A 21,783-nucleotide genomic window follows, 5' to 3' on the forward strand; every position below is an offset into this window, starting at 1 on the left:
CGATGTCAATTGAAACCTTCGAAAGAGATTTGGTCTTCTTCCTCCGTCCGGCTGCGCACGAGTCCGCAGCGGTCCCCACCCGAGGGAGAGATGCGATGACGTCGCAGCGGCCTGAAGTGCCGATCGCATGACCGGTACACGGAGCAGTGCAACGCGCCTGCTGCGTCAGGAGATCCGGCCCGTCAGAACCGTCGTGGCCGGCGCCCTCGGCGTGCTGGTCGTCAGTGTCCTCGCCACGCTGGCGGGCCCGCTCCTCGTCCAGTACTTCGTCGACCGCGCCACCGAGGGGAGCAGCCGGTCGCTGCTCGTCACCGTCGCCCTGGTCTACCTGGCTGTCGCCCTGGTCGGCGGCGCGGCCCGCATCGGCGCCGGCTACCTGGCCGTGCGCAGCGCCTGGGAGATCTCGGACGGCCTGCGCGTCCGGCTGCTGCGCCGCGCCGCCGTCGAACGCCCGGTGCTGGAGGTGGAGAGTCGTCCCGTCGGCGAGGTGCTGGAGAAGGTCGAGGGCAACAGCGACATCGTCGGCAAGTCCATCGCCGAGTCCGGCTTCCAGATGATCGGCAATGTCGCGATCGTCGTGGGCACGCTCACCGTGATGGTCGTCGCGGTTCCCGCCGCGGGAGCCGGGATCGCCGTGCTCATCGTCGGCGTGTGCATGCTGCTGACCCGGCTCGCCCGACGCGCCGTCACCCGCTGGGAGTTGGCTCGGGAGCAGCAGGCCGCCCTCTTCGGGTTCGTCGGCGACTCCCTGGCCGCACGGGATGATCTGCTGCCCCTGGGCAAGTCCCGCTGGGCGACCGGCACGGTCCAGGACAAACTGGCCGGCCTGCTGCGCACGGAGGGCCGCGCGTACATCAGCGGTCGTGCCTTCTGGCCGCTGACCCAGCTGTTCTTCGCCGTCGCGTTCGCTCTCGGCTTCGGCTTCGGGCTGCGCGGCCTGGACCAGGGGACCTTGTCCATCGGCACCCTGACCATGATCTACCTGTACGTGGACCTGCTGCAGAAGCCGATGGAGGAGATGTCCTCCCAGTGGGGCGAACTGCAGAAGACCATGGCGGTCCTGGCCACCGCGGCCCGCACACTGGAGGAACCCGCCGCCGAGGCCAAGGACACGCTGCCGTCCGGCTCGCTTCCCGAGGGACCCCTCGAAGTGGCCTTCGACCACGTCAGCTTCGCCTACGGCGACAGCCCCGTGGTGCGTGACGTCTCCTTCACCGTGCCCGCCGGGGGCAGCCTCGGCATAGTCGGGCAGACCGGTGCCGGCAAGAGCACCCTGATCAATCTCCTGTGCGGGCTGGCGTCCCCCGGCGAGGGCCGGGTGACCATCGGCGGAGTGGACGTCAACCGCATCGACCCGGGGGAGTTCACCTCGCGGCTGACCGTGCTGAGCCAGCGTGCGCACGTCTTCGCGGCCTCCGTGCGCGACAACGTCACTCTCTTCGACGACTCGGTCTCCGACGAGCGGATCTGGCAGGTGCTGAAGCAACTCAACGCGGACGGCTGGATCCGGGCGCTGCCCCAGGGGCTCGACACGGGGATCGGCGCCGCGGGACGGGCCCTGTCCGAGGGCGAGATGCAGGTCGTCGCCTGCGCCCGCGTCCTGATCCGCCCGGTGGGCCTGCTCGTCGTCGACGAAGGGGCCTCCAAGCTCGACCCCGGAGCGGAACGGACCTGGTCGGACCTTCTCAGGACCGTGATGAAGGACCGCACGGTCGTCATGGTCGAACACCGCCAAGCCGCGCTGAACGGCGTCGACCGGATCGTCGCCATGGCTGGCGGCCGGATCACGGACGTCGACCGCCCCCGCGAAGGAGCCGCCAGGTGAATCCGCCAGAAGCCGTCCCCCCGTCCGGGCAGCTCCAACCGCCGCTGGGCTCCCAGCCGTTCGGCCGGTTCCTGCTGCACGCCGGTGTCCGTCTGAAGGGCCTCTATCTCGCCGCGATCGCGAGCTGGACCGTCATCTACGCTCTTCCCCTCGTCATCGGCCTGGTGATCTCCCGGCTCATCGACCGCGCGGGGACCGATTCCGTCGACACCGGGGTCTGGTGGCTGCTCGCGTTCGCCGTCGGGCTGATGGCGCTCCGGGCCCTCGTGCTGTGGGGCGGTCTGCAGCTGACCTTCATGCTGATCTTCAAGACCAGCGCCTGGCTCAAGGTGCGCGTGCTGCGCGGTCTGCTCGGCCGTCCCGCCACCCGGGACGCCGCCGCGAGCAACGGCGACACCATCAACCGGCTGCGCGACGACACCGACGAGATCGGGGGGCTGCTGGAGTGGACCACCGACCTCATCTACCGGTCGGTGCTGCTCGTCATCGCCGTCTCCGTGCTCGTCGCCACGGACCTCGTCATGACCATCCCGCTGCTGTTGCTGCTCGGGGGCCTGCTCGCCTCGGTCGCGCTGAAGAACCGGGTGGCGTCCCTGCAGGCGCAGACCAGGGTCAAGCAGGGCCTCATCGGCGGCGCGATCACCGACACCCTGACGGGCATCCGCGATCTGCGTCTGTCCGGTGCCATCACCGGCCGGATGGCTCGGCTGGAGCAGAGTTTCGCCGAGCGGCGTCGCCTCCAGCAGCGCCATCAGGTCTTCGCCGACCTGCTCTCCGACCTGTTCCGCAACCTCGTCATGATCGGCACCGCCGTGGTGCTGCTGACCGCGAGTGTGCGGATCGTCGAGGGCGACTTCACCATCGGTGAGCTCGTGCTGTTCATGACGTACTCCAGCTGGCTGGGCCAGCAGATGTTCTTCTTCGGCAAGATCCTCGCCCGCTACCAGAGCGGCAAGGTGTCCTACCGGCGCCTGGCCGGCATGAGCGGCGACGCCGAGCCGACCGCGGGCCGCTCCGTCACCGCCGAGCCCCTGCGGGAGCTCACCGCGACCGGACTGACCCGCCGGGCGGCGGAGGGAGGGCCCGCCCCCGAGCCGGTCGACCTCACCGTCCGGCCCGGCCAACTGGTGGCGGTCGCCGGTGACATCGGAGCCGGCAAGAGCACCGTGGTCCGTGCCCTCCTCGCGCTGCAGCAGGACGCGGCCGGCCAGGTCAGCTGGAACGGCACCGACATCACCGGTGACCGAGCCCGGCTCGGCGCCCCGCACATCTCCTACGCCCGCCAGTCACCCCGCTTCGTCACCGGTACGGTCCGCGACAATCTGCGACTCGGCGACGACAGCATCACCGAGGAGCGCATGCACCAGGCTCTGGCCGCGGTCCACCTGCGGCCCGGCACCCCCGAGCTGCCCGAGGGCCTGGACACCTTCCTCGACTCCGGCGAGGCCAGCCGCCTGTCCGGCGGACAGCGCCAGCGCCTGGCCCTGGCCCGCATGCTGTGCCGTCCCGCCGAGCTCTACGTCGTCGACGACTGCGACTCCTCGCTGGACGGACCGACGGCGCGCGCGATCTGGCAGACCGTGCCCGAGCAGTGGCCCGGGGCGTGGGTGGTCGTCTCGCACAACCCCGACCTGATCGCCCTGGCCACGACCGTGGTGCACGTGACCCGCCGTACCGACCCGTCCCTCGTCACCGCGGAGTGAGCTACCAGTGCCCATCATTCGGTCACCGCATGAACTGGTCGACTCGGATCTCTACATAGATCTCGAACCCGTGCTGGGGCATGCGCTCCACGTCAAGTGCGAAGGCCTCAATTTCGGCGGCTCCATCAAGATGAAGGCGGCGGCGAACATGATCGCCGCCGCTGAGCGGGACAACCTCCTGCGGGACGACTCCGTCCTCATCGAGTCCTCTTCCGGGAACCTCGGCGTCGCCCTCAGCGTCATCGCGGCGGCGAAGGGAATCCCCTTCACCTGCGTCACCGACCGCAGGTGCAATGAGCTGACGGCGTCGCTCATGCGGGCGCTCGGTACCCGTCTGGTCGTGGTCGACGAACCCGACCCCGAGGGCGGATACCTCAAGGCCCGGCTGGACCTCGTACGCCGTCGCTGCGCGGAGGACTCCCGCCACCTCTGGCTCAACCAGTACTCCAACGAGGCGAACTGGCTGGCCCACTACGAGGGCACCGCCCAGGGCATCCTCAAGCACTTCCCGGACCTGGACGTGCTGTTCGTCGGCGTCGGCACGGCCGGCACCGCGATGGGCTGCGTGCGCTACTTCCGCGACCTGGGCAGCAGCGCCCGTGTCGTCGCCGTCGACTCGGTCGGCTCCGTCAGCTTCGGCGCACCCGCCGCGACCCGTCTCATACCGGGCCTCGGCGCGGGTGTCGTACCGCCGTTGCTCGATCCGTACGCCTTCGACGACGTGGTCTTCGTCCCGGAGGAGGCCGCTGTCCGGATGTGCCGCGCCCTGTCCGCGCGCGGTCTGCTCTTCGGCGGCTCCACGGGCACCGTCGTCGACGGAGCCCGTACCTGGCTCGAACAGAACGACCCCCAGCGCACCTTGCGCACGGTGTGCATCTCCCCGGACATGGGGGAGCGCTACCTCGACACCATCTACGACGACGCCTGGGTCTTCGAGCACTTCGGGACCGAGGCACTCGCTCCGCTGCCTCGCCCTTAGCGATGTCAGCCGCCTCCGAACGCGTGCGGAGGAGCGGCGTCTTCGGCACAACCCGCAGAGAGGGAACACCTTCATGTTCGACTTCGACCTGGTCCCCGGCCCGGTGGTCCACGAGATCCTGACCCACGACCGCCGTTCGGTCCTGGACCTCGTGAAGCAGACCTACCTGGACCACGAGGCCGGCGAGTCCGTCAATCCCGACAGCTACTTCCTGCGCTTTCCCGAGAAGCCCGACGCACGGATCATCGCCTTGCCGTCGTTCCTCGGCGCGGACGTGCAACTGGCCGGCATCAAGTGGATCTCCAGCTTCCCGTCCAACACGAAGAAGTCCATACCGCGGGCCTCGGCGGTGCTGATCCTCAACGACTACGAGACCGGCTACCCGATCGCCTGCCTGGAGGCCGCCCAGATCAGCGCCGCCCGCACCGCCGCGTCCGCGGCCGTCGCGGCCGACGCGCTGCGACCGGGCGGGTACCGGGGTACGCGGGTCGCCGTGGTCGGCGCGGGCATCATCGCCCGCAACGTCTGTGAGTACCTGCACGCGGCCGGCTGCGCACCCGACGAGTACCTGGTGCACGATCTGCACGCCGCGTCCGGGCAGGCGCTCGTCGAGCACCTGAACGGCGAGCTCGGGCAGAAAGCCGTCTTCACCGAGGACCTCGGCACCGCTCTCGAGGCGGACACGGTCGTCTTCACCACCACCGCCGGCACCCCCTATGTCCACACGCCTTTCAAGTCCGGCCAGCTCGTGCTGAACCTGTCGTTGCGCGACCTCGCCCCCGAGGTGATCCTCGCGTCGGCGAACATCTTTGACGACGTCGAGCACTGCATGAAGGCCAACACCTCGCCGCACCTGGCCGAACAGGCCTCGGGCGGGCGGGAGTTCGTCACGGGCACGCTGGCCGCAGTGCTCAACGGCGACCTGTCCGTGCCGGACGACCGGCCGGTGGTGTTCTCACCCTTCGGGCTCGGCATCCTCGACCTCGCGCTCGGCGCTCATGTGCACCGCAGGGCCCGCGCCGAGCAGAAGGCCGTCGAGATCGCGGACTTCTTCGCCGAGACGCACCGCTGGTGAGGCAGACGCCCGCCGTGGCGCGGCTGCCGCGGCGGGCCGGACGCGGACACGCAGGATAAAACAACTCTCATTGACAGTTTCTCGAATTCTGCCTGAATGAGTGAGGCGGAATAGGGTCGTATCTGTACCCGCAGATAAATCCTGTCGATCTGCCCCAAGGAGCGCCTCGATGAAGCAGGCGAGGGCACGCCTGACGCACGCAGTCATTCTGGACGCGGCAGGTGAAATCTTCGCAGCACGCGGTTTCGCCGACACCAACCTCCAGTTGGTCGCGGACCGTATCGGTCTCACCAAGGGCGCGCTGTACGGCCACTTTCCCTCGAAGGCGGCGCTCGCCGCGGCGGTGATCGACGAGTTCGACAAAAGCTGGATCGAGGTGACGACCGCGGCCCGGCACAGCCCCGGCCCCGCTCTGCAGACGCTCACCCGGCTGTTGCTGGAACTGTCTCGGCGTACCGCCGAGGACGTTCGTTTCCTGGCAGGGCTGCGCCTGTCGATGGCAGCGGCCCGGGCCGGGGAGGTCGAAGGGCCCCACTTCGCCGAGCTGCGGACCCTGGTGACCTCGCTGGTCCTGTCGTCTCAGGAGCAGGGCGACATCGGCGCCGGGCATCGGCCCGAACTGCTTGCCCGGCTGTTGATCGCGGCCGTGCTCGGGCCCCGGGAGCTCGGCCTGGTAACCGGCAAGGTGAACGCCGCGGACGTGCTGGCACTGATGTGGGAGACGGTCCTTCCGGCCGCGCGGCGCTCACTCGGCTGATCCCGGCGCGCTGTCGGCGCCGGTGTCAGGCCCGCAGTCGTACGCCCCCGGTGGCCTTGCCGCCGGGTCGGAGGCCTCGTCGTGGGCGGGCTGCCTGCTTGACATCCCGGTTGGCCGAATCGACGGCATCGAGGATGAGCGCGGCACGCTGCTGCAGCAGCAGGCCGGCCTCGGTGAGTTCGATCGGGCATCGGCCCTTGCGGTGGAAGAGCTGTACGCCGAGTACCTTTTCCAGGCTCTTGATCTGCCCGGTCACGGTGGACTGCGCGCGGTACAGGTTCCGGGCGGCCTCGGTGAAGCTCAGTACGCGAGCCACTTCCTGGAACGCTCGCAGGTGGTGGATATCCATGTTTTCCCCTCAGGGAGCGGGTCGTCGGCGTATCGCCCGGCCCGGTCGAGGCCGCGGCGCGCGCAGACGGGCGACCGGGGTCGCTTCCGCTCATTCGCTCGGCGGGCAGGCCCCGTTGTGCGGGACTGCTGCGTGTGCGTGGTCGCCGAAGCGTGACCTGTGTACGAGGGCACGCTGCGGTCGGTGCGGCGCGTGGCCGACTTCCGTTCGGTTCCTTGCTCGGATGCCTCTGGTCATGGCTTCGCTCCGGCGGTTGCGGGCCGTCGGAGGAAGGGTTGCGAGGCAAACGACAGACGGTGGATCAGGTGGGTACCGGGGCGGCGGGATGGGTGCGGGTGGCTGCGCTCCGGTCCGCGTTCAACCGATGGCCGACGCGCTAGCGGCGAGGAAGAGGCTCGTCCCGGCGCCGTCGGGATGGACGGGGGTGCGGGACCCCGTTTCCACCGTGGCGATCGGCGCTATCGGACAATGTGCTGTCAATATGCACGGTAAGAATCCCCCTGTTGATGTTCACGTCGCTAAAACGCGGCGCTACTGCACACCGAAAAATATACCAACAAGAATGTATTTTGCAACGGTTGGCTTGTTTTGAGTGGTGCCCCACGGGCCGCTCTGGTGCTTTGCGGCCGGAGATGTTCGAAGGTCTCAGGGCCAAAGCTTTCCCTGTCCGAAAGTAGTCGGTGCATTTCTCGCCCCGCAACGGAGTTCGTCAATCCTCCTGAAAGGTTCGAATTCGCACCCTTTCTCGGGTCTGGGCTCGCCGGGTGCAGCCCAGGTGGATCTTTCCGGGCTTTCTCATCAACTGCACGGCGCCGTATGCCCGTTGACCCGCCCCGCCCCACCGGGAGGGTGAGCCCGCACTTGGTGAGAGCGCTCTCGGCGGCGGCAGCGGCAGCGGCAGCGGCACGGGCCGGAGACGGCGGGCCCGGGCCGTGGGGCTCGGGGACGCGCTGCTGTGCCCATGCTGCTCGTCCAAGCCCGGGGACCCGTCAACTCGCCGCCTCCGGACAGCCCGTAGGCTGCCATGCGCACACGGGAAACCAACCTCGAGGCGGGCAGTGGCAGTGACGGGGGAGAGCCGTGCGAAGGGTGACGGCAGGCTGATCGCCGGCCGGTACCGCACAGTGGAGCGGCTGGGCCGCGGCGGCATGGGCACCGTATGGCGGGCCGTCGACGAAACCCTCGGCCGGCAGGTCGCGGTGAAGGAGCTCCGCGACTTCGCCGACGAGCACGAGGCGGACCGACTGGCCGGCCTGCGGCTGCGCATGCAGCGCGAGGCCCGTGCGGCGGCCCGGATACACCACCCCGGCGTGGTGGCCGTGCACGACGTCACCGACCACGACGGTCACCCCGTCATCGTCATGGAGCTGATCGAGGGCGCCTCCCTGGACGACGTGATGCGCCGGCAAGGTGCCCTCGACCCCCGGCACGCGGCCGAGATCGGCGCCAAGGTCCTCGACGCCCTGGCCGCCGCCCACCGGGCCGGCGTACTCCACCGCGATGTGAAGCCCGCCAACATCCTGCTCGAACACGGCGGTCGAGTGGTGCTGACCGACTTCGGCATCGCGGCCATCGACGATCCCGGCGACGACGCCGGCACCAACCTCACGCGCAGCGGTGAACTCGTCGGCTCCCTCGACTACCTCGCGCCCGAGCGGGCCCGCGGGGAGCAGCCGGGCCCGCCTTCGGACGTCTGGTCGCTGGGCGCCACCCTGTACGCCGCCGTCGAGGGCGGTACTCCCTTCCGCCGCACCTCCACCTGGTCGACCATCACCGCGATCGTCACCGAACCGCTGCCCGAGCCGCGCCGGGCCGGCCCGCTCACCCCCGTCCTGCACGGGCTGCTGGCCAAGGACCCCGCGTCCCGCCCGGACGCGGCACAGGCGGCACAGCTCCTCAGCGCGATCGCCACGGGCCGGCCGCTGCCCCCCGCGTCCCCCGACGCGTCCGGCACCGCGCAGCCCGATCCGGCGGTCACGATGCGCCTCGGCCGCTCCGCCCCGCCGGCACAGACCCCCGGGACGCCCGAGGCGCCACCAGCGGGACCGTTCGGCCCGCCGCCCGCCCTGAACCACGCCGCGGCGCCGTTCCGGCCGCAGCCCGACACGGCAGCCGTCGACGAGCGAGCCTCCACCGGCCCTCGGTCGCGCCGCAGCCGTTCACTGACGATCGCCGCGGCCGCGCTCGCGGTGTTCCTCATCGGTGGCGGCGTCACCTACCTGGCCGTCGGCGCCGGCTCCGACGACAACGACGGCAAGAACGCGGCCGTCTCCTCTGCGGCCGACCGCGCAACGGCCGAGGGGGACGACAACACCCCGTCGGAGCAGCCCGGCAGCGCTCGTGCGAGCAAGTCCGGTGACAAGGGCGGCAAGGAGGGGAAGGAGGCGGGAGATCAAGGCAAGGCCGTGGCGGATCCCGCGCAGAGCCCGGCGCCTTCGGTCAACTCCCCTGACCCCTCTGCCTCCTCCGGCGAGACGGAGGCGGCCCCGAGCGCCTCGGCCTCCGAAGCGACGGGGGACAGGACCACGTACCGGCTCGTCAACGCGAAGAGCGGGAAGTGCCTGTCCCTCGACAACGGCGGCAGCGCCGCAAACGGCACCAGTGCCATCCAGTGGGCCTGCAACGGGGGTGACGAGCAGCGGTGGTACTGGGCCGGCCCCTCGTCCAACATGCTCAAGAACGTCAAGACCGGCAAGTGCCTGTCCATCGCGGACCACGGCAGCACCGCCAACGGCGCCCGGGCCGTCCAGTCCACCTGCATCTCCGACTGGGACGCTCCCGAGCAGCGGTGGGCCCGGGCCACGGGCGGCCAGTTCAAGAACGGCAAGAGCGCCAGGTGCCTGTCGATCGAAGGCGGCGGCAGCACCGACAACGGCGCGCAGGCCATCCAGTCGACCTGCATCACCGAGTGGAACGCCCCCGAGCAGCAGTGGAAGCTGACCGGTTGAGGACGGCGCCGTCCTCGGGCGTTCCCGACCACGACTGACGACGCCGACTGTCCCGTGCCGCAAGGCCGTTGACCCGTCCCACCCGCACCAGCAGAATGGCCTCGCACTCGTGAGAGCGCTCTCAAAGCCCGGCAAGGGAGACCCATGGACGGCATGGACGGCACGAACGGCATGACCGACAGTCGAGGCCCGGCGTTCAGTCGTCGCACCCTCATCGGGGCCGCCCTCGGCGCCGCAGTGCTCACCTCGGCCGCGGCAGGCAGCGCCCACGCCGACGCGACCTCCGCCCAGCGCCGCGCCCACGCCTTCCTCGCCGCCGCCATGGACGCCTACCCCGACCACGGCAGCACCCGGCTCGCCCAGAGCTACACCGACCAGGCGGGGCTGTTCAGTACCGCCTTCACCTACGACAACGCCCTCGCGATCCTCGCCCTCCTCGCCACCCGCTCCACAGACGCACATGCCCGGGCCGTCGTACTCGGGGACGCGCTGCTGTACGCCCAGGAGCATGACCCGGTCCATGACGACGGTCGGCTGCGGCAGGCCTACAACGTGGGGCCGTACACCTTCTACGACGGCTCGCGGCAGCCGGACGGGTTCGTGCGGGCGGACGGGACCGCCAACGTCGGGACACAGTTCGGGTTCACGGGGACGGCCGTGGGCGACATGGCCTGGGCCGGGATCGCGCTCAGCGCGCTCGCGCGGCGGACCGGGCAGCGGCGGTTCCTCGACGGGGCTGTGCGGATCGGGGAGTGGATCGAGCGCAACGGGCGTACCGAGGAACCGCTCGGGGGCTACAAGTTCGGGGTCAATGGGGCGAATGAGAAGCTTCCGTTCACCTCCACCGAGCACAACACCGACCTCGTCTGCCTCTTCGGGCGGCTCGCCCGGCTCACGGGGGACCGGGTGTGGAGGGCGCGGCGGGCGCGTGCCGAGGCCTTCGTCAGGCAGATGTGGGAGCCCTCCGGCGGGTTCTTCTACACCGGGACCAACGACGGGACGACGATCAACACCTCGCCCGTCCCCGAGGACACCCAGACCTGGACCCACCTCGCCCTCGACTCCCGTGTGCACGCCCGGTCGTTGGACTGGGCCGCGCGTGAGCTGGCCGTTCTCGACCATGCCGAGCGGCGCAACAGCACGGTCCCGGCGGGGCAGTCGTACGAAGGCGTCACCTTCAGCTCGGTCAGTCTCCTCGCGAACGAGGACGCTCCGATCGCCGACACCCAGCCCAAGCCCGACCGCAACGGCGTGTGGTTCGAGGGGACCGCTCATCTCGCGCTCGCCCTGCGGGAGCGGAGCGGGCGGGGTGACGAGGCGCGGGCCCGGCGGCTGATCGACTCCATCGAGCGGGCTCAGGATCTGCTCGGGGGCGGGCAGACCATCGGGGGGCGGGAGCTTCCCGGGCGTTGCGGAGTCGTGGCGGCGAGCAGTCCGCTCGACACCGGCTTCGGGTTCGGCTACTACCCGTATCGGCATACGGGGGCGACCGCCTGGTATCTGATGGCGGCGACGCGCTTCAATCCGCTCGGGGTCTGACGTCCCGCTTCTCCGAGCGGCTCACCCGGCTCACCCTCGGACGCTGCCTGCGGTCAACCCGCCGACCATGAAGCGCCGGCACAAGGGCGAACACGCAGACCACCGGCACGCTGATGAGGGTGGCCGTCGCCGTCAGGGCGCCCCACGATGTGCCGTGCCGTCCGATGAAGGCGTTCACGATGGCGGGCGGGAGCTGGGCGACCAGCCAGGGCGAGCACCATCGCGCCCGAGCCGCGCATCCGGACGCGGGCGAGCGCGTAGGCAACCCGTGCGCGCGGTCATGGTCAGCCGACGGGAAGGGGCTGTTCGGCCCAGATCGTCTTGCCGGTGGGGGTCTGACGGGTGCCCCAGCCCTGGGTGAGCTGGGCGACCATGTGCAGCCCGCGGCCGCCTTCGTCGAAGGTCCGGGCCCGGCGCAGATGGGGGGCCGTGCTACTGGCGTCGGACACCTCGCAGATCAGGGTGCGGTCGCGGATCAGGCGCAGCCCGATCGGTACGTCGCCGTAGCGGATGGCGTTGGTGACCAGCTCGCTCACCACCAGCTCGGTGACGAACGCCGCCTCCTGAAGGCCCCAGGCGGCGAGCTGCCGGGAGGCCTGCGCGCGGGCGTCGGCCACGATCGCGGGGTCGGACGGCAGGGCCCAGGCGGCGACCTGGTCGGCGTGCAGGGCGCGGGTGCGGGCGAGCAGGAGGGCCACGTCGTCGGCGGGACTCTCGGGGAGCAGCGCCTTGAGGATGGCGTCGCAGGTGACCTCCAGCGACGGCACGGGGGAGGCCAGGGCCGAGCAGAGCCGTTCCAGGCCGACGCCGACGTCGCGCTCCCGGGCCAGCAGGCCGTCGGTGTAGAAGGCGAGCAGGCTGCCCTCGGGCAGCTCCAGCTCGGTCGCCTCGAAGGGCAGCCCGCCGACGCCGAGCAGCGGACCGGGCGTGAGGTGGACGACGCTGACCGACCCGTCGGGCAGCAGCACGACGGGCGGGACGTGGCCGGCGCTGGCGATGGTGCAGATCCGGGAGACCGGGTCGTACACGGCGTACAGACAGGTCGCGCCGACCCCACCGGTGTACGGCAGGTCGCGGACGGTGCTGTCGTCGTCCGAGGTGAGGTGGGTGACCAGGTCGTCGAGGTGGGTGAGCAGCTCGTCCGGGGGCAGGTCCACGTCGGCGAGGGTGCGCACGGCGGTACGCAGCCGTCCCATGGTGGCGGAGGCGTGGATGCCGTGCCCGACGACATCACCGACGACCAGGGCGACCCGGGTGCCCGACAGCGGTACGACGTCGAACCAGTCGCCGCCCACGCCGGCGCCCGTGCCGGCGGGCAGATAGCGGTACGCCACCTCGACGGCCGCCTGTTTCGGAAGGTCGCGGGGGAGCAGGCTGCGCTGGAGGGTGAGCGCGTTGGTGCGCTCGCGGGTGTAGCGGCGGGCGTTGTCCACGCCGACGGCCGCCCGGCCCGCGAGTTCCTCGGCGAGGATCAGGTCGTCCTGCTGGAACGGCGGGGAGTTCTTGCTGCGGACGAAGACCGCGACCCCGAGGGTGATGCCGCGGGCCCGCAGCGGGGTGGCCATGACCGAGTGGAACTTGTGCTCCCGGACGATGGCGGCCCGCGCCTCGTGCTCGGTGACCCACCGCTGGAAATCGGGGTCCTCCTTGCCGCTGAGGACCGGCCGGCCACTGGTCAGGGAGCGGGCGGGCGGCGAGAACGGGGGATAGGTGTCGATCCCGCCCAGCTCGACGGCGGCCTCCGGCACGCCCTCGCCCTCGGTGGCCGACTGATGGGCGATCCGGCGCAGCGCCACGGCCGCGTCGACCGGCCCCGGCACCGGCTCCTCCCCGCGGATCACCGAGTCGAGCAGGTCCACGCTGGCGAAGTCGGCGAGCCGCGGCACGGCCAGATCGGCCAGCTCCTGGGCGGTGCGGCCGACGTTGAGGGTGGTGCCGATGCGGGTGCCCGCCTCGTTCAGCAGGGCCAGCCGCTGCCGGGCGGCGTACTGCTCGCTGCTGTCGAAGGCGGCGGTGCCGACCCCGGCCACCTCGCCGGACTCGGGGTCCCGCACGGGCCACAGCTCGACGATCCAGGAGCGCTGCCGGGCAGCCGCGGCCGGGGCCGGGGCGAACCCCTCGTACCGCATCGGCATGGCCTCCTCGGCGACCCGCCGGACACACCTGAGGAACCCCGCGTCGGAGCGGGCCTCCCCGAGCGGGTCGGCCTCGGCGCCCGCGTTCAACCGCCACGATCCCGACGCGGCGCTGTAGGTGGACAGTGCGATCGAGGACTGGGCGAAGGCCCACTCCACCATCCACCGGTCGCGCTGGGAGGCGGGGGTTCCGGTGGTTGCGGTGACGACGAACGCCTGCGTCGCGCCGTCGCCGTCGAGGGAGGGCTGGGCGTGCAGGGTCAGTTCGACGCGGTGGCCGTCGCGGTGCCGCAGCGCCGCCGTGCCGCTCCACTCCTGGGAGCCGACGGGCGAGAAGCCGGTCGCCTCCCGATCCACCAGGAGGTCGGCCGCGGCCCGTCCCACGACCTCGGAGGCGCGGTACCCCAGCAGCCGCCGGGCACCCTCGCTCCACCCCGTGACGATGCCCTCCAGGCCGATCGTGGCTGTCGCGGCATCCGGTGACCACCCGTAGTGACCGAGGTTCTGATCAAAAGTGGTCATTATGGCTCACTTTGCAGCGGTGATGTTACTCACGGTTCCAGCGTGCGCGTTGCGCGAGAATCGGACAAGTCGGATTCCCGTGCATGGATTCCCGTGCCTGAAGGCGGTGCCGAGAGGGCGGGAAGGCGGCGGGAAGGCGGCCCGGAGATGGGTGGATACAGGTGGAGATGAATGAGGGGGTCGCCATGGGTTACTCCGGTACGCCGCTCGCCAGGAAGATCGGCATCCAGCCGGGCCACCGGGTCCGCCTCCGTCACGCGCCCGCACGCTGGGACATTCCCGGGCTGCCGGACGGCTGCGAGGTGGCCGAAGGAGGCCCGCGGGGCGCGGACGTCGCCGTCGCGTTCTATCGGTCGTACGGCGACCTCGTCGCCGAAGGTCCCGGGCTGGTCGGCGACCTCGCGGACCACGCCATGCTCTGGATCGCGTGGCCCCGCCGGGCGGCCGGCCACGTCAGCGACATCACCGAGAACGCGCTGCGGGACCTCTTCCTCCCGCTCGGCGTGGTCGACGTGAAGGTCGCGTCTCTGGGAGAGGACTGGTCGGGCCTGAAGTTCGTGCGGCGCAGGGAGAACCGCGGCGCATGACCTGCCGAGGTCGAGCGGGGAGCGCGAGGAGGGAAGGGACGCGGGCCCCGGTCGCTCACCTCCGGCGACCGGGACCCGCCTGCGTCCCCGGATCCGGCCGACGGCGACACTCCCCCGAGTTGCGCGTCGTACGCGCGCGCCGTCGGGCCAGATCCGATGAAGTGATCACATCAGGCCGCGCCAACGGATCGCTAACATATGGCCAACGGCGTTCCGCTTCGAGGCCGTTCGATTGGCGCGAAGTCGACGGACGGTAACGGGAAAGGCCCGGAGGGGAACGGTTTTCCCACCGAGGGCGTCGAAAAGGGTGGCGGGAAACCGTCGTACGGGGGCGGATCTCCGCCAGGCGCGGCATTTTCGCCGTGCTGTGTGGATGTTCGTCGTGGAGCGTGAGCGCGGGTGCGAGTGCCGACCCGCCGCGTGGGAAGGCAGTGGGCGGCGTGAAGCGGTGCGGGCTGCGGTTCGGACTGCTGGGGCCGCCGGTGGTGTATGAGGCCGACAGGAGTTCCGGCGATGGCCGGGACGCTGATGGCCAGGATTTCGGCGGTCGGGACTCTGACGGCCGGGACCTCGGCGGTCAGAATCTCGGCGGTCAGAATCTCGTCGGTCTGGCTCCTGGCAACCAGAACCTCGACGGTCGGAATGTGGACGACGTCCAGGGCCGCGGCGGTGACTCGCCGGCCGCGACCGACCGCGCTGTCCGGACCATCCGCAGCCCCAAGGTGCGTGCCCTGCTCGCCGCGCTGCTGCTCGAAGGCGGCCGGGTCGTCTCCGTGGAATCGCTGACGGACGTGCTGTGGGGCGGGGCGCCGCCCGCGTCCGCGCGAGCCTCGCTGCACAACCATGTGGCTCGCCTACGGCGGCTGCTCGACGACCCCGAGCGGCTGCGGGCGGTGCCGCCCGGCTATGTGATCCGCGCCGACGAGGGCGAGCTGGACGTCGACGTCTTCGTGAGCCGCGTCGCCGCGGCCCGCGCCGCGCATGCCGCGCGGGACTGGGAGCGCACGGCGCGCGAGTGCACGGCAGCGCTCGCGCTGTGGCGGGGCACGCCCCTGTCCGGCCTGCCCGCGGAGGTGGGTGGCTATGCGCTCGTACAGCGCCTGAGGGAGGCGCGGCTCCTGCTCCTGGAGTGGCGCTACGACGCCGAGCTGGCCGTCGCCGGCCCACGACTCGACGGCCTCGTGCCCGAACTGGCGGCCCTCGCTGCCGAACACCCCCTACGGGAGTCCTTCCACCGCCACCTGATGCTCGCCCTGCACCGCACGGGCCGGCGCGCCGAGGCCCTGGCCGTCCACCGCGATCTGCGCATGCGCCTGATCGAGGAGCTCGGCGTGGAACCGGGGGCGGGGGTGCGAGAGGCGCATATGGAGGTGTTGCGGGGGACCGGGGACGTCGGTGGCGCGGGGCGTGCGATGGAGCCGGGCGCGGAGGGCGGCGGCACCGGGCGTGGGGTGCGTGGCATAGCCGCGGGGTCCGGTGGGCGCGAGGTGAGTGGGGCTGAGGAGGGTGCGGAGGGCTCAGCCGAGCGGGACGATGACGTACTTCGGGACGTCGCCGACGCCGCCACCTCCCACGCCGACGACGTGTCCTACGGCGCCACGCCCCTTGAAGCTACGCGCGATGACGACGCCGTCCGGCACCCCACGCCCGCCGACGGCTTCCACGAGACGGCAGCGTTGCCCGCTCCCACCCGCCGCGAGAAGAAGGCTTCGGCTGCCCAGCCGGTCCCGGAAGCGGACGTGCCCGCGAACTCGGCCCTCCGCGAGTCGGCCGCCCCGGCCCCCCGGGATTCCGACGCGCCCGCCACCCCAGCCCCCCACCAGCCGGAGAGCACACCCCCCACCCCACCCCAGCAACAAGGCCCCCCTCCACCACCCCGCCCCGCCCAACTCCCCCCACCTCCCGCCTACTTCACCGGCCGTACCGCCGTACTCGGCGACCTGCGCCGCGCCCTCGCCCCCGCGCCCGCCCTCGCCCCCACGCCCACGCCTCAGCCCCCCGTCGCGGTAGCCGTGCTCAGCGGTATGGCCGGCGTCGGCAAGAGCGCGCTCGCGCTGCAGGCCGCGCACGGGCTGGCGAACCGTTTCCCCGACGGTCAGCTCTACGTCAACCTGCACGGCGCCACTCCCGGCATGCCCCCGCTCACCCCCGGCCAGGCGCTCGCCGCACTGCTCCGCGACCTCGGTGCCGACCCCCGCTCCATCCCCGAACACCCGGACGCGGCCGCCGCCTTGCTGCGCTCCCTGCTCGCCCCGACCCGCACGCTCATGGTTCTGGACGACGCCGCGAGCGCCGCGCAGGTACGCCCGCTGCTCCCGGCCGGCCCCGGCTGTGCCGTGATCGTCACCAGCCGCTCCCCACTGACGGCCCTGGACGGCGTCCGCCGCTTCCCGCTCACACCCCTGACGGCGGAGGACAGCGCGGCCCTGCTGAGGGCGGCGTCGGGGCGCGACGCGCAAGACGGGCAGGGCGCGCGCCCCCGGCACGACGCACAGCACCACCACGACCCACAGCACCGGCACCACGACGGTGACCAGCGCACAGGACCAGCCGCCCGTCCCGCTCACGACGGCCTCGACGCCACCCACCCCCTCATCGAGCTCACCGGCCGCCTCCCTCTCGCCCTCCGCGTCGTCGCCGCCCGCCTCGCCGCCCGCCGTGCCCTCACCCTCGACGTGCTCGCCGGTCAACTGGCCGCCACCGAGAGCCGGTTGCCCCACCTGGAGTACGACGACCTCAGCGTCCGCCGCTCCCTCGCCGTCGCCCACGACGCCCTCGCCGCCTCCGACCACGAGGCCGACCGGGACGCGGCCCTCGCCCTGCGCCGCATCGGCGCCGTCGACCTGCCCGCGTACGGCGCACCCCTGCTGGCCCGCCTGACCGGCACCGACGAGCGCCGCGCCGAGGCCGCCCTCGACCGCCTCGTCGACGTGGCTCTCCTGGAGGAGATCGCGTACGGCCGCTATGCCCCGCACGACCTGGTGCGCGACTTCGCCCGTGAGCTCGCGGGAGCGGAAGCGGACGGCGAGACGGACACCGCCGAGACCGCCCTGCGCTGGTACGCCGCCGTCGCCGAACGCACCCTCACCGCCATCGTCGAACCCGGTCTCGACCAGGACGACCGCTGCAGGCCGACGGCCGCACAGCCGCCGGAGCACACGGACCATGTGCTCATGACCGCGCCCTTCAACAGTCCCGAGGAGGCCTTCGCCTGGGGTGACCTGGAGCTGGAGAACATCGTCGTGCTGGTCGAGCGGTATGCGCACGCCGACGCCGACGCCGACGCCGACGCCGACGCCGACGCCGACGGCACCGCCGCCCACATCTCCACCCTCATCCGCCTCCTCTTCCCCTGCGTCCAGCGCGCCGGACGCGTCGCCGAGATGGACGTGCTCGGACGGGCCGCCCTGCGCGTGGCCCGACGGCTCGGAGACGAGGCCGCCGAGGCGTACGCGCTGGGCGATCTCGCCGGCCTGCACTTCCTGACCGGCCGCAACAACGAGGCCCTCGCCCTCAACGACCGGTCCCTGGCGATCTGGCGGCGCCTCGACGTGGCCTCCCGGATCTGGCGCTGCCTCAACAACCGGGGGCTGCTGCTGGAGAATCTCGGCCGGTACGCCGAGTCCGGGCAGGCGCTGCACCAGAGCCTGGAGTACTCACGGCAGTTGGACGACCCCTACGGCGAGGCCGTGACATACCAGCACCTCGGCAACCTCTACGAGCACACCGACCCCCGGGCCGCCATCGAGCAGCACCGGCGCTCCCTCGCGATCGGTGACCGGATCGGCAACGTCGTCGTACGGCACTCCGCCCACTGCAACATCGGCTACGCCCACGTCACCCTCGGCGAACCGGCCGCCGCCGTACCGCACTTCGACGAGAGCCTGCGCATCCTCGGCAGCCACAGCGACTGGCACGGCGAGTCGCAGACCCGCCTCGGTCTGGTCCGCGCCCTGCGCATCCTCGGCCGCAGCGAACGGGCCGACCGCGAGTGCGCCGAGCTGCTCCACCGCGCCGACGCCCGCGCCGACCGCTACACCGCCGGCCTCGCCCGCCACCAGCACGGCCTCCTGCTGCGCGAACGCGGACGTATCCAGGAGGCGTACGACGCCTGGCGCACGGCCCTTGAGGCCCTGGACGGCACGGACGAGAAGACGGTCCTCACGGAACTCAGGGAGTTGCTCGCCGACGAGGGGCCCGCCGAAACCAAGTCCGCCGACACCGAACAGCGCTGATCACTTGGCGTCCGCATAGCACTCCACCACCGCCGCAGTGAACGGAAACCGCACCGGCGTCTCCCCGAACGTCAGCCGCCCTGCCAGCTCCGCCGCCTCCCGGATCGCCGTCACGACCGCCTCGGCCTCCTCCTCGGGACAGTGCACGATCACCTCGTCGTGCTGGAAGAAGACCAGTTCCGCCGCCATGCCCGCGCAGGCCTGCCGCAGCGCGGCGAGCAGCAGCAGGGCCCAGTCGGCGGCGCTGCCCTGCACGACGAAGTTGCGGGCGAAGCGGCCTCGGGCGCGGGCGTCGGAGGAGGCGTACCCCGGCACCCACTCCTGCGGACCGGAGCCCCCGGCCGACCCGTCCTCCGTGTCCGGGACCGGGATCCCCGCTTCCTCGGCCGCGTCCTGCGCCGCCCCGACCGCCGGTGGACACGTCCGCCCCAGCCACGTCCGCACGAGCCGCCCCTCCTCCCCGGCCCGCGCCGCCTCGTCGACGTACGCCACCGCCTTGGGGAAACGGCGTCTGAGCGCGGCGAGGTTCTTCAGCCCGTCGCCGGAGGTCTGGCCGTAGACGGCACCCAGCACGGCGAGCTTGGCCTGTGCACGGTCGCCGGAGAAGGCCCGGTCGGAGACGGACTGGTAGAGGTCGCTCTCCCGCCCGGCCACCTCCATCAGCCCGGGATCACGGGAGATCGCCGCCAGCACCCGCGGCTCCATCTGATCGGCGTCGGCCACCACCAGCCGCCAGCCGGGGTCGGCGACCACGGCACGCCGGATCACCTTCGGGATCTGCAGCCCGCCCCCGCCGTTGGTCACCCAGCGCCCCGTGACCGTCCCGCCCGCGAGGAACTCCGGCCGGAACCGCCCGTCCCGCACCCAGTCCTGCAGCCAGGACCAGCCGTGGGCCACCCAGATCCGGTACAGCTTCTTGTACTCGATCAGCGGCTTCACGGCCGGATGGTCCAGGGACTCGATCTCCCAGCGCCGGGTCGATCTGACCTTGATCCCGGCCTGCGCGAAGGCCTTGATCACATCGGCGGGCAGATCGGGCCGCACCCGGCGCCCGAACGCGGCCGACACCTCGTCCGCCAGCTCGGCCAGCCGTCGTGGTTCACCGCCGCCCGCGTACCGCTCGCCCAGCAGCTCGTGCAGCACCCGGCGGTGCACCTCGGCGCTCCACGGCAGCCCGGCCCGGTTCATCTCGGCGGCCACGAGCATCCCCGCCGACTCGGCCGCCGTCAGCAGCCGCATCCGCTCCGGGTGCGCGGCCCGGTCGTGCCGGCGCTGCTGGTCGGCGTACACCTCGACGAGGTCGGCCAGCGGCACATGGACCGCCTGCGGCTCGAAGAGCGAGGACTGCGAGCCCGGTTCGGCCGCCCGCTGGGGCGGATCGGGCGGTACGGGACCACCCCGGAGCCGGGCGAGGGCGGCGGCGGCGGACCTCGGTTCGCCGTACCGCCCCTCGTGGCCGAGCAGGAGCGTCTCCGCGTCCTCGATGTCGTAGCACCGCTCCACTCGCACCCCCGTGGCGAGCAGCCGCGGATAGACCTCGGCGGTGGACCGCCACACCCACCGCGCCACATCGGGCCGCCCCCGCACGGCCTCACCCAGGTCCGCCTCCCACCGCACCGGCCCCGCGGGCAGCCCGTCCGGACCGAGGGGGGCGATCTCCACGCCACCGTCCTCGGCCGGAGCGAGCGCCCACCGGTCGGTCATGCAGCGAGTGTGGCACCCGGGTCTGACAACGCCCTCAGCTCTGCGCCTCGCCCTCCTCCCGGGCCGCCTTGCTCGTCTGCTCACCGCTCTTCAGGAACTGGGAGAGCATCTCGACGACGTACTCCTCCACCGCCTGCTTGGTGAGGCCGAGGCCGGACAGGACGCCGGTGCCGTTCTCGAACTCCAGCAGGGCCAGCAGGATGTGCTCGGTGCCGATGTAGTTGTGGCCGAGACGCAGGGCCTCGCGGAAGGTGAGCTCCAGCACCTTCTTGGCGTCGGAGCCGTAGGGGACGAGGTCGGGGACCTCGTCGGCGGCGGGCGGCAGTGCGGCGGCGGCGGCCTGGCGTACGGCGTCCAGGAGGATGCCCTGCGCGGCGATCGCCTTCGCGGCCAGACCGTCCGGCTCGGCCAGCAGACCGAGGACCAGGTGCTCGGGCCGGCCCTCGGCGTTGCGGGCCGCGATGGCCTCGTTGTGGGCGGCCATCACCGTGTTGCGGGCACGCGGCGTGTAGCGGCCGAAACCCTGCTGGGGGTCGAATTCGGCCGACTCCTTCGGCACGAACCGCTTCTGCGCGGCCTGCCGGGTGACGCCCATGCTCTTGCCGATGTCGGTCCAGGAGGCGCCCGATCGCCGGGCCTGGTCCACGAAGTGGCCGATCAGGTGGTCGGCCACCTCACCGAGGTGATCGGCGGCGATCACCGCGTCCTGGAGCTGGTCGAGGGGCTCTTCGTGGACCTTCTTGATGGCCGCGATGAGTTCGTCGAGACGTACGGATGACGTGATGGTCGGGTTCGTCGACATGTGTCAACCGTAGGTTGACGCTCCCTAGAGCGTCAACCCGTGGTTGACATTCGGCTTTCGGGGGCGCGGTCAGAGCGGCTTGGCGAAGAACCGGCTGTCGGAGTAGTCCCGATACGGGCCGAAGCTCGCCGTAGGCGCGTATCCGCCGGAGACATACAGCGCCATGGCCTCGTGCAGTGGCGTGCCGGTCTCCAACACCATGCGGACCCGTCCGGCGGCCCGCGCGCTGTCCTCCAGCGCACGCAGCACGCCGCGGGCGAGCCCCTGCCCCCGCGCCTCAGGCACCACGAACATGCGCTTGAGCTCGGCGTCGCCGTTCGCGTACCCCTCGTCGTCCGCCTCCTGGGCACGCCAGCCACCGCACGCCACCGGTTTGCCCTCGCGGTACGTGACGAGGAAGAGGCCGTCCGGCGGGTCGAAGTGGGCCGGGTGCAACGGGGTCATGTCGTCGTAGCCGAAGCGCCGCAGGTACTCGGCCTGCACCAGGGTGGAGAGCCGCATGGCGTCGGGATGGTCGAAACGTACGGGGCGAATCTCGTCCATGGTGCGGAAGCTAGGCATGGCCCGCCCCGCGTCTCAACGGGATTTCCCCCACCGCCCAAGCCGGGCCGCGTCCGCCCCGT

The 21,783-nt window shown here is 71.7% G+C and carries 14 protein-coding genes; 9 read left to right on the plus strand and 5 right to left on the minus strand.

All coding sequences use genetic code 11. From position 1 onward, the window contains the following. The first annotated feature begins 127 nt into the window (after positions 1–127). From ACTMVF_RS03495 to ACTMVF_RS03515, 5 genes are all read left to right on the plus strand, one after another. Positions 128–1,825, plus strand: coding sequence for an ABC transporter ATP-binding protein (locus tag ACTMVF_RS03495; RefSeq protein WP_441269431.1), 1,698 nt, complete (start codon positions 128–130; stop codon positions 1,823–1,825). After that, positions 1,822–3,528 (plus strand): ATP-binding cassette domain-containing protein, encoded by a 1,707-nt coding sequence (locus ACTMVF_RS03500; protein WP_441269432.1) that lies wholly within the window; start codon positions 1,822–1,824, stop codon positions 3,526–3,528. Before ACTMVF_RS03495 ends, ACTMVF_RS03500 begins: the two co-directional genes overlap by 4 nt. A gap of 7 nt (positions 3,529–3,535) precedes the next feature. Continuing rightward, positions 3,536–4,507: a 2,3-diaminopropionate biosynthesis protein SbnA gene (gene sbnA / locus ACTMVF_RS03505; RefSeq protein ID WP_441269433.1), complete on the plus strand. Its 972-nt coding sequence runs from the start codon at positions 3,536–3,538 to the stop codon at positions 4,505–4,507. Positions 4,508–4,580: 73 nt separating this feature from the next. Beyond that, positions 4,581–5,582, plus strand: coding sequence for a 2,3-diaminopropionate biosynthesis protein SbnB (sbnB, locus tag ACTMVF_RS03510; protein WP_441269434.1), 1,002 nt, complete (start codon positions 4,581–4,583; stop codon positions 5,580–5,582). Positions 5,583–5,751: 169 nt separating this feature from the next. Then, on the plus strand, positions 5,752–6,339 hold the full coding sequence (locus ACTMVF_RS03515; protein WP_441269435.1) for a TetR family transcriptional regulator: 588 nt from the start codon (positions 5,752–5,754) through the stop codon (positions 6,337–6,339). Between the two features lie 25 nt (positions 6,340–6,364). On the opposite strand, the gene ACTMVF_RS03520 is transcribed toward ACTMVF_RS03515, so the two are convergent. Next, entirely contained in the window at positions 6,365–6,688 is a 324-nt protein-coding gene (locus tag ACTMVF_RS03520) for a LysR family transcriptional regulator (RefSeq protein WP_441269436.1), read from the minus strand. A 1,148-nt stretch (positions 6,689–7,836) separates the two neighbouring features. On the opposite strand from ACTMVF_RS03520, the gene ACTMVF_RS03525 reads away from it, so the two are divergent. Together ACTMVF_RS03525 and ACTMVF_RS03530 are read left to right on the plus strand one after the other, a co-directional pair. After that, on the plus strand, positions 7,837–9,636 hold the full coding sequence (locus ACTMVF_RS03525) for a protein kinase domain-containing protein (protein ID WP_441269550.1): 1,800 nt from the start codon (positions 7,837–7,839) through the stop codon (positions 9,634–9,636). Positions 9,637–9,789: 153 nt separating this feature from the next. Further along, positions 9,790–11,175 carry a Tat pathway signal sequence domain protein gene (locus ACTMVF_RS03530; protein WP_441269551.1) on the plus strand — a complete coding sequence of 462 codons (1,386 nt, stop codon included), beginning with the start codon at positions 9,790–9,792 and terminating at the stop codon, positions 11,173–11,175. Between the two features lie 284 nt (positions 11,176–11,459). Here ACTMVF_RS03530 and ACTMVF_RS03535 read toward each other — a convergent pair whose 3' ends face one another. Then, complete coding sequence (locus ACTMVF_RS03535) at positions 11,460–13,832, minus strand: SpoIIE family protein phosphatase (RefSeq protein ID WP_441269437.1); 2,373 nt, start codon at positions 13,830–13,832, stop codon at positions 11,460–11,462. 167 nt (positions 13,833–13,999) lie between these two features. Here ACTMVF_RS03535 and ACTMVF_RS03540 point away from each other — a divergent pair, with 167 nt between their 5' ends. Then, complete coding sequence (locus ACTMVF_RS03540) at positions 14,000–14,419, plus strand: DUF3052 domain-containing protein (protein WP_441269552.1); 420 nt, start codon at positions 14,000–14,002, stop codon at positions 14,417–14,419. Between the two features lie 440 nt (positions 14,420–14,859). Continuing rightward, positions 14,860–18,654, plus strand: coding sequence for a BTAD domain-containing putative transcriptional regulator (locus tag ACTMVF_RS03545; protein ID WP_441269553.1), 3,795 nt, complete (start codon positions 14,860–14,862; stop codon positions 18,652–18,654). Here ACTMVF_RS03545 and ACTMVF_RS03550 read toward each other — a convergent pair whose 3' ends face one another. The 3 genes from ACTMVF_RS03550 to ACTMVF_RS03560 all read right to left on the minus strand — a co-directional run bounded on the left by ACTMVF_RS03550 (position 18,655) and on the right by ACTMVF_RS03560 (position 21,703). Then, positions 18,655–20,358: a bifunctional 3'-5' exonuclease/DNA polymerase gene (locus ACTMVF_RS03550; RefSeq protein WP_441269438.1), complete on the minus strand. Its 1,704-nt coding sequence runs from the start codon at positions 20,356–20,358 to the stop codon at positions 18,655–18,657. It abuts the gene before it with no gap. Positions 20,359–20,392: 34 nt separating this feature from the next. Next, positions 20,393–21,160, minus strand: a complete 768-nt coding sequence (locus tag ACTMVF_RS03555; RefSeq protein ID WP_441269439.1) for a Clp protease N-terminal domain-containing protein — start codon at positions 21,158–21,160, stop codon at positions 20,393–20,395. Positions 21,161–21,229: 69 nt separating this feature from the next. Continuing rightward, positions 21,230–21,703 carry a GNAT family N-acetyltransferase gene (locus ACTMVF_RS03560; RefSeq protein ID WP_441269440.1) on the minus strand — a complete coding sequence of 158 codons (474 nt, stop codon included), beginning with the start codon at positions 21,701–21,703 and terminating at the stop codon, positions 21,230–21,232. Positions 21,704–21,783: the final 80 nt, after the last annotated feature.

The sequence above is a fragment of the Streptomyces sp. SD31 genome, assembly GCF_052068475.1.
GTDB lineage: Bacteria > Actinomycetota > Actinomycetes > Streptomycetales > Streptomycetaceae > Streptomyces.

Coding starts and splice junctions, on each gene's coding strand:
- ACTMVF_RS03540 (WP_441269552.1), top strand. CDS start 14,000: ATGAATGAGGGGGTCGCCATGGGTTACTCCGGTACGCCGCTCGCCAGG.
- ACTMVF_RS03530 (WP_441269551.1), top strand. CDS start 9,790: ATGGACGGCACGAACGGCATGACCGACAGTCGAGGCCCGGCGTTCAGT.
- ACTMVF_RS03525 (WP_441269550.1), top strand. CDS start 7,837: ATGGGCACCGTATGGCGGGCCGTCGACGAAACCCTCGGCCGGCAGGTC.
- ACTMVF_RS03535 (WP_441269437.1), bottom strand. CDS start 13,832: ATGACCACTTTTGATCAGAACCTCGGTCACTACGGGTGGTCACCGGAT.
- ACTMVF_RS03495 (WP_441269431.1), top strand. CDS start 128: ATGACCGGTACACGGAGCAGTGCAACGCGCCTGCTGCGTCAGGAGATC.
- sbnB (WP_441269434.1), top strand. CDS start 4,581: ATGTTCGACTTCGACCTGGTCCCCGGCCCGGTGGTCCACGAGATCCTG.
- ACTMVF_RS03560 (WP_441269440.1), bottom strand. CDS start 21,703: ATGGACGAGATTCGCCCCGTACGTTTCGACCATCCCGACGCCATGCGG.
- ACTMVF_RS03520 (WP_441269436.1), bottom strand. CDS start 6,688: ATGGATATCCACCACCTGCGAGCGTTCCAGGAAGTGGCTCGCGTACTG.
- ACTMVF_RS03555 (WP_441269439.1), bottom strand. CDS start 21,160: ATGTCGACGAACCCGACCATCACGTCATCCGTACGTCTCGACGAACTC.
- ACTMVF_RS03515 (WP_441269435.1), top strand. CDS start 5,752: ATGAAGCAGGCGAGGGCACGCCTGACGCACGCAGTCATTCTGGACGCG.
- ACTMVF_RS03550 (WP_441269438.1), bottom strand. CDS start 20,358: ATGACCGACCGGTGGGCGCTCGCTCCGGCCGAGGACGGTGGCGTGGAG.